Annotated in this window: 8 protein-coding genes and 1 pseudogene; 6 read left to right on the top strand and 3 right to left on the bottom strand. The window is 61.6% G+C overall.

The genetic code is table 11. From position 1 onward, the window contains the following. Window positions 1-932: tetratricopeptide repeat protein (locus tag WA989_RS15960; protein WP_424341469.1), on the top strand; the 932-nt coding region annotated here is incomplete at its 5' end. 30 nt (window positions 933-962) lie between these two features. Beyond that, window positions 963-1460: a GNAT family N-acetyltransferase gene (locus WA989_RS15955; RefSeq protein ID WP_424341468.1), complete on the top strand. Its 498-nt coding sequence runs from the start codon at window positions 963-965 to the stop codon at window positions 1458-1460. A gap of 20 nt (window positions 1461-1480) precedes the next feature. Here WA989_RS15955 and WA989_RS15950 read toward each other — a convergent pair whose 3' ends face one another. After that, window positions 1481-2080: a GNAT family N-acetyltransferase gene (locus WA989_RS15950; RefSeq protein WP_424341467.1), complete on the bottom strand. Its 600-nt coding sequence runs from the start codon at window positions 2078-2080 to the stop codon at window positions 1481-1483. A 451-nt stretch (window positions 2081-2531) separates the two neighbouring features. Here WA989_RS15950 and WA989_RS15945 point away from each other — a divergent pair, with 451 nt between their 5' ends. Together WA989_RS15945 and WA989_RS15940 are read left to right on the top strand one after the other, a co-directional pair. Further along, window positions 2532-3080: a DUF1579 domain-containing protein gene (locus WA989_RS15945; protein WP_424341466.1), complete on the top strand. Its 549-nt coding sequence runs from the start codon at window positions 2532-2534 to the stop codon at window positions 3078-3080. A 60-nt stretch (window positions 3081-3140) separates the two neighbouring features. Beyond that, a complete protein-coding gene (locus tag WA989_RS15940) occupies window positions 3141-4037 on the top strand; it encodes a pseudouridine synthase (RefSeq protein ID WP_424341465.1) in 897 nt (298 codons plus the stop codon). On the opposite strand, the pseudogene WA989_RS15935 reads toward WA989_RS15940, so the two are convergent. Together WA989_RS15935 and WA989_RS15930 are read right to left on the bottom strand one after the other, a co-directional pair. Beyond that, window positions 4036-4569: pseudogene (locus WA989_RS15935) on the bottom strand (DUF4349 domain-containing protein); the annotation flags it as partial. The gene WA989_RS15940 and the pseudogene WA989_RS15935 sit on opposite strands and share 2 nt — an antisense overlap. Window positions 4570-4930: 361 nt before the next feature. Continuing rightward, window positions 4931-6478, bottom strand: a complete 1548-nt coding sequence (locus tag WA989_RS15930; RefSeq protein ID WP_424341464.1) for an acyl-CoA carboxylase subunit beta — start codon at window positions 6476-6478, stop codon at window positions 4931-4933. Between the two features lie 245 nt (window positions 6479-6723). Between WA989_RS15930 and WA989_RS15925 the strand changes: the two genes are divergently transcribed. Together WA989_RS15925 and WA989_RS15920 are read left to right on the top strand one after the other, a co-directional pair. Further along, window positions 6724-7026, top strand: coding sequence for an SCP2 sterol-binding domain-containing protein (locus WA989_RS15925; RefSeq protein ID WP_424341463.1), 303 nt, complete (start codon window positions 6724-6726; stop codon window positions 7024-7026). An 85-nt stretch (window positions 7027-7111) separates the two neighbouring features. Further along, window positions 7112-7962: alpha/beta fold hydrolase (locus WA989_RS15920; protein WP_424341462.1), on the top strand; the 851-nt coding region annotated here is incomplete at its 3' end.

The following is a 7962-nucleotide window of genomic DNA, read 5'->3' as shown; positions in this document are numbered from 1 at the left end:
AGACCGAAGAGTTTGCCTGGTACAAGAAATCCGCGGAACTCGGCAATACAAACGGCATGGCCAATTATGGCATCGTCAATATGAATGGAATGACCGGACAGACATCGTACAGCGAAGCGCTGGAATGGCTCACGAAAGCGGCCGACGCAGGCTCTGCTGCAGGTCAATACACTCTCGCTGTCATGTATGTGAATGGCTACGGCGTGACAGCGTCAGATGAAAAAGCGCTCGAATTGTATCGCAAATCGGCCGCGCAGAACTATTACGATGCCAAAGACCGCGCCGAAGCTGCGGAGAAGCGCATTGCGGAGGCCGGGCCTCCTGCATCGGCGAGCACGGCTTCGGCACCGCCAGCGTCCACTGTCCAGCCATCAAAATCCGAACTCGAAATACTGAGCGACAGGTGCCTGGCGAACGACATCCAGGCGTGCGTGGATTACTTTGATCGCATCAGGGATACAGACCCTAACGCCTATGGTGTCGCTGAGTGGATTTGCGTCAACGGCAGATTGCCGGAATACTGCCTCGTCGCGGGCCAGATCTTGTATAGCGGCATCAACACGCCAACGGACCGCCCACGCGCCTATGACGGCTTCCGGGTCGGCTGTGACTATGGGGACGCGGAGTCATGCTATTGGGCCGCCACGATGCTGATGAATGGCGATGGCGTCGAATGGGATATCTTTCAGGCTCAGCCCCTGATGGCACGCGCCTGCAGCAAGAGAATCGGCGATAGCTGCGCCCAGTCTGACAAACTGACCAAACAGATGGCGCGCGGCGTAGGGCCGCGCAATCCTCCGGCTCGGGGAGCTGACCCGGAAGAGATGGTCTGCGACAAGACCCGGGTCGTCGGAAATGGTGGGCGCACGCACACGGCATATGACTGCCGCAAGCGGCGCGAGTGGAACAAGCTCTATCCGGGACGCTATTGACCCCGCCAGGAATGGCCGCCACGACGACGCATGCCGATCCGCCCATACCGCCCGTCAGACCTGCCCGCCCTTACCGCGATCAACGGCCAGTGCGTGCCGAATGTCAGCGCCGAGGAAGAGGAGAGCCTTGAGGCGCTGATCGACATGGGGACCTGCCTCGTCGCCGCAGATCATGCCGACAGGCCGCTCGGCTTTATCAACCTCGTCGAGCCAGGCGAGATGGCCTATCCGAGCGACAATCTGCGCTGGCTCGAACGCTGGATGGCTGAGGGCAACACGCCGGACATGATCTATGTGGACCGGATTGCCATCGGTAAAAACGCGCGAAACCAGGGGCTTGGCGTACAGCTTTACAGTTGCGTGTTTGACCAGTTCGCCCATCGCTGCATGGTCAGCTGCGAGATCAATTCCGACCCGCCCAATCCGGGCTCACGCCGCTTCCATGAACGGCTCGGCTTCTGGCCGGTCGGCGGCCAACGCTACAGGCCAGGCTACGCCGTGCAGTTCTTCGTCCGGGGGCTGGGCTAGCCCACCCGGACGCTCCTGCCTCAAGCAGCCGCCTCGACGGCGCCCGCCTCAATCGCCGGCATGATTGATTGCAGCGCGGCGTCCTGGACGCGCTCCCCAAACAGGTCGAGCACATGGGCGATATCGATGCGGTAGTGCACGACGCCACTGTCCGAGCCGGTCGCTTCAGCCTCAAGCGCGGCAACGAGCGCGCGGCCTTTCCGGTTCTCCCACAGCACATCGGCATCAAAGCCGGTCATGCCCTTGGCGCGCGCGGCGGCGGCGAGCAGCGCGATCAGCAGCCGCGCAATGCCCTTGCCCTGCCACTCATCGACAAGGCCCATGGCAAGCTCGCCGCTCTCATCGGCCGCGTCCTCGCGCATCGCATGCACCGCGCCAATGATCTCCCCGGTGGTTTCATCCACGGCCACCCAGGCCAGGTGTAGGATACCATCAACTTCGGTCAGCTTGCGCATGATGGCCGGAGGCAGGCTCGGCGCGCCATTGAAGAAGCGCATATAGCGCGAACGGTTGGAGAAACGCGCAATCGCAGCTTCGAGTGCAGCCGCATCTCTCTCCTCGAGCGGGCGCAGGAGGATCGGGTCGCCAGCGGCGGTATGGGTTCTGAGTTCGAAGGTCATTTCGGTACCTCGCGCAAAATATGCTGCACCTGCGAAATGGGGTGTTTGCGAGACCGCTTCAACGCGTTTCTCCAGCCGCCTCGCATGCGTATTTGCATAACTGAAGGGGCGGCCGAATTTGAAAGGGGTTACGGGGGCGGAGGGCGCCCATCATTCACGCCACTATCACTTGCAACCAGACTCGCCGGACAACGCCCTTGCCTTCCAATTACCTATGCCGGGATCGACCTTCCGACCGGCCTCCCTTCTTCACGGTCCAGCCCTCTTCCCTCGCCACCTGCTTCCTCCTTCCCCTCCTCCTTACTTGCCCCTCCTCCTTACTTGCCCTTCCTCCTTCTTACTTGCCCTTCCTCCTTCTACGCGTTCCAGCCCCCTTCCTCCCCGACTTGACCAGGCTTCATTTTTTGTTACTTTGTTTTTCAAAGTACTCTTATCAGAAAGACGAACTCTCATGCCCCACCGCCTTGTCACCGCCAGCACAATCGCCCTCCTTCTCGCGGCCAGCGCCGCCGCGGAGGGGGAAAAGCCGCCCCATCCGCTTGAGCCCTTCTTCGGAACCTGGGTCGGCGAAGCGCATGGCCGAAGCATGTCCGGCGACACCTATGACATTGTCCAGACCGAGCGCGTCGGCCCGATGCTGAGCGGTGACATCGCTGTTATCGAAGGGCGCGGCTACAGCGATGACGGCACGCTCGCCTTCAACGCCTTCGCCGTCGTCCATTGCAAGACGCCAGAGGCCTGCAAGATGCAAAGCTATGTCGATGGCCGCTCCGGCAATTTCGATCTCGTGCCGACCGAAACCGGCTTTGAATGGACGATCCCACTGCCGAACGAGGCGAAGGTCGTCTACACGGCGACGCTTGAAGGCGATGTCTGGACAGAGGTCGGCCATTACCATCCGCTCGAAGGCGAGCCTGTCGAGACCGTCCGCCTGCGGGTCACCCGCACCGGCGATACCGACTGGCCCGGCGAGGGGGCGCTCGTCCCGCCCGAGGAGTAGGGAAACCCAGCTGAATGAAGGCGGGTCGCCAGAGGCGGCCTGGCCTGCTAGTCAGGCCCGATGACGCGCCACACCTATCAGGGCGATGCACCTGTCCGCCTCAACAAATGGATGGCCCAGCTCGGCCTCTGCTCGCGGCGTGAAGCTGAAGCGCTGATTGCAGAAGGCGCAGTTATGGTCGACGGCGAAACCGTCTCGGAACCCGGCCACAAGATTGAACCAGGCCAGACAATGGAGCTCGCCGGCAAGGCCGGCCGGAAGCTCGATGACCAGCTCACCGTGGTTCTACACAAGCCGGTCGGCTATGTTTCGGCCCAGCCAGAGCCTGAGCAGACCCCGGCTATCCGTCTGGCAACAAAGGATAATCTTGTCGGAAGCGCCCCCAAGCTGCCGGGCCGAAACACGAATTTTGCGCCGCTCGGACGGCTCGATATGGACTCGCGCGGCCTCCTGCTGCTCTCCGAAGACGGCGTCCTCGCCAAGGCGATTATCGGCCCAGCTTCGGATCTTGAGAAGGAGTATCTCGTCACCGTCAAAGGCCAGGTCACACCGCAAGCCATCGCGAAATTGCGCCATGGTCTCTCGCTCGACGGACGCCGCCTCAAGGCCGCCAAGATCGACCAGATCAGCCCCGGCCGCCTGCGCTTTGTGCTGCGCGAAGGACGCAACCGGCAGATACGGCGTATGTGCGAACTGGTCGGGCTGCTGGTTGTGGATCTCTACCGGACCCGCATCGGAACGCTCGATATCGGCGACCTTCCGGAAGGCAAATGGCGCGCCCTCACAAGTGAAGAGCGCGCCAGCCTGATCAAGGCGTCTAAGCCACTTTCGACTCGTCAGCAGCCGTCTTCTTCGGCTTCCGGACCCCGCGCATCCGGGGCCAGATCAGCTTCAGCCAGATCCAGAGGAAAACACTCAAAAGCAGGAGCCAGGGGAGGCCCACGGCGAAAGCCGTAATTACCGCGCCGATTGCAGCTGAGAGGTTATAGAAAAAGTCACCGAATGCCTCACCCAACGGGTTTGAACGAGACGCCGAGAACGGCGCGATCTTGGTCTCGTAAGAGATGCTCAGCTCCGACATGGCGACGCGCAGGCGCAAGGCTTTCAGCTGTGCCTCGATCGATTCGATCTCGCCGGTTACGCGGGCCAGTTCCCGCTCGATCTGCAACAGATCGCCGAGCGTCCCATCGCGCCGCTCCAGCAAGCCTTCCAGCCGCCTTTGAAGCGTCTTCTGCGCGTCGAGACGGCTCCCCGTGTCGATGATCGTCCGGGTGAGGTCAACGGCGCTGGTTGATCGCGACGTAATGTCCCCGCCCGCCGCTTCAGTGGCCTCGTCGACGGCGCCCAGAAACACCTCGATCCAGTCAGGCTTTGCCTTGATAGAGAGGTTCCCGTTCACCCGGTCTTCATCGTAGTTGTAGGTGTTGGAGTTGACCACGATACACGTGTTCGTGCCCGCCTCTCGGCACGCTTCGATGTGAGACTGCATCATCGCATCCACACCGCCTTCAGGCAGACGCAAACCGAGCGAGTGACTGTAGGCGATATACTGCTCGGCGCCCGGCTCGACATCAGGGCGCTCGCCGTCTGGCGCAGGCTCTGAATAGGCCTGATCGGTGGCCATTTTTGAGACGCCGCCGACACTCGCTTCCATCGATACGGGCGGCGGAGGCGGTGGCGGCATGGCTGAGCGGTCCGCTTCCAATGAATCGCCACCCGGCCCGCCGCACGCGGCGAGAAATCCCAAAGCAGCAAGCGCGGGTACAATGGTCTGTTTCATTTTGCGTCCCCTCCATCGGACGAGTTGAACCGATATGTGAGCGGATGTTCACGGCGGAAATTGGGCGAATTCACGGCCTCGGCCCGAAATGTGTGGTGCCGGGCTCAAGCCTGCGCCGGGCATGGTGGACAAAGTCCACGAGCAAGGGCCTCGTCTCCCGCGGATCGATGATCTCCTCAGCGAAGAACGCTTCAGCGGTGCGGAACGGGTCCTCCATCGCTTCGAACTTCTTGTAGAGAGACTTGAGAAGCGCCTCTCTGTCGTCGGTCTCGGCGAGCTCCTTGCGAAACGCGGCCTCGATCCCGCCCGCCATGGGCAGCGAGCCCCAGTTTCCTGACGGCCAGCAATAGCGCCATTTGGCTTTGGTCGGGTTCATCATGGCGGACCCTGCCAGCCCGAACGCCTTGCGGATGACCACGGCACAGACCGGCACCGTTGCCTGATACACCGCCGCCATGGCGCGTACGCCCTTGCGGGTGACGCCCGCCGTCTCATGCTTCACGCCGACAGCGAAGCCCGCGCAATCAACAAAGTGGACGACCGGCAGATGGAAGGTCGAGCAGAGGTCCATATGGCGGGTGACCTTGTCGCACACTTCGGCGGTCCAGGCACCGTCAAGGAAGAATGGATTGCCCGCCATGATGCCGACCGGGTGGCCATCGATCCGGGCGAGACCGCAGATAATGCCGCGCCCCCACTGGCTACCGATCTCGAAGAAGCTGCCCTTGTCGACGGTGCCTTCGATGATTTTCTGCGGTTTATAGGGCGTCTTGCCATCCTCGGGCACAAGCGAGATGAGGCTCTCGTCCTTGCGATTTGGATCATCCGTCGGCTCGGTTACCGGCGGCAGCTCATGCACCGATGAGGGCAGGTAGGACAGGAAACGCTTCGCCGCCTTGAACGCGTCGGCTTCTGTCTCGACTACATCGTCGACCGTGCCATTCTTCGCCTGGATTTCCCAGCCGCCAAGCTCTTCCTTGGAAACATCCTCGCCAATGGCTATTGCCACGGGCGGGCCGGCGACGAAGACTTGGGACAGCTCTTTGACCATCACCGAATAATGGCTCGCACCGACGCGCCCCGCCCCAAGGCCCGCGCATGGCCCGAGCGCCAGCGACACCATCGGCACCTCACCCATGCCAGCAACAATCAGCTCCCAGCTCGGCGTTTCCGGAATGTAGGTGCGCGGGTCTTTCAGGAACATCTTGATCGAGCCGCCGCCGCCGGTGCCATCAATCAGCTGGACGAGCGGCATGCGATATTCGACGGCCTGCTTCAGCGCGACCACGGTCTTGCCCCGAATAGAGGCATCGGCTGCGCCGCCTCGCACGGTGAAATCATCGCCAAGCACAACGACAGGGCGATCATCGAGCGTGGCGCGTCCCACAACGGAGTTGGACGCCATGAAGCTGTCGAGCTGCTCATCCTCATCATAGGTCGCAACGCCGGCGATCTTGCCGATCTCATGGAAGCTGCCCGGATCGACCAGAAACGAAACGCGCTCGCGAACCGTCAGCTTGCCCCGCCCGCGCTGGCGCGAGACCGGCTCCTCGCCGCCCATCTTCTCGGCCATCCGTTCCCGGCGGCGAAGGTCTTCAATCGATTTTTCCCAAGACATGGCACGATCAATCCACGTTTGATGACGGGTCCGTCAAGAACAATAAGAAATTGACGGAAGGGGAAGCGGCGGAAATTGAGCTCATAACAGGAATAGCCCAAGCTGCGAAACCGGTGCGGGAAGATCACAATCGGCGAAGATCAGTATGGTTACAGTGACATAAGCGTCAATTTTACTCCTTTGGGCCTTGCCTTACCCTATCGCCGCCTGCTTTATCGCCTTGGTTCCAACACGAGGAGGCGTTCATGGATCTCGCAACACTCACAGAAAGAGCGAATGCGGCCGTATCTGAAGGCGGCGATTTCAAGAAAAAGGTCAAATTCGACTTTGGCGACGACGGCAAGCTGTTCATCGACGGCGCGAACGGCACGGCAGACAATTCCGATGGTGAGGCAGACGCGACGGTGAAAGTGGACTGGGAAGACTTCCAGAAGCTTGCGGCCGGCCAGATGGATCCGACCATGGCATTCATGCAGGGCAAGCTGAAAGTGCTCGGCGACATGTCCGTCGCAATGCAGCTTCAAAGCCTGATGAAGAAGCTCTCCTGATCGTCACCTGAACATCAGACCAGGATTATAAAGGGCGCTGAGCGGCTGAGGCTGCCAGCGTCCTTTTTGTCTGATAGGGAAAGATATGAGCGATGGCGACGTGATCCGCGAGGACGCCTTTGTCGAGATTGAAGGCAATCCAGCCCCCGAGGGGGCGCGGATTGTCTGGTTCGAAGGCATAGCAGGACGCCGGCTTAGAGCCTGCGCAGCGCCCTCGACCCGCAAGACCCCGCGCGGCACAGCCATTGTCTGCCCAGGCCGGACCGAGTTCATCGAGAAGTATTTCGAGGTTGCAAGGGATCTCCAGGCGCGCGGTTTCGCGGTCCTTATCCTCGACTGGCCCGGACAGGGCCTGTCGGAGCGCCTGCTCGACGATCCCGCCAAGGGCCATATCGACCGCTTCGAGACCTTTATGGGCGCCCTCAGAAACGGCCTCGACGCCCTCGCTGACGACCTGCCCCGGCCCTATATCTGCCTCGCGCACTCGATGGGCGGGGCTATTGCGCTTGCTGCGATCACGCAGAAGCTCGTCAAGGTCGAGGCCGCGGCGTTTTCGGCGCCGATGTGGGGGCTGCCGCTGAACTTTGCCGCGCGCTATCTGATCTGGGCGATGCGCGTTATGGGCCGCTCCGGCGATTATGCGCGCCAGCCCGGCCCGGCCGAAACCTTTGAGACGAATATCGTCACGCACGATCGAAACAGGTGGCAGTTGCAGCGCGACCTGATCGATACCGCGCCGGAGCTCGAGCTCGGCCCGGTTACATGGGGCTGGCTTGGCGCCTCTCTCGATATCCTGAAGCAAACGACAAGGCCGGCCCTTCTCGGACAGGTCGAGTGCCCCGTCTTTGTCGCAAGCGCCGGCGAGGAAAAACTCGTCGACAACAAGGCTCATGCGCGCGTCGCCAAGCGTTTGCCCGACTGTGTCCACACTACAGT

It is taken from the genome of Henriciella sp., assembly GCF_049649345.1.
GTDB lineage: Bacteria > Pseudomonadota > Alphaproteobacteria > Caulobacterales > Hyphomonadaceae > Henriciella.
The sequence above is the reverse complement of the archived record's forward strand: the minus strand, read 5'-3'. Positions and strand labels throughout refer to the sequence as shown.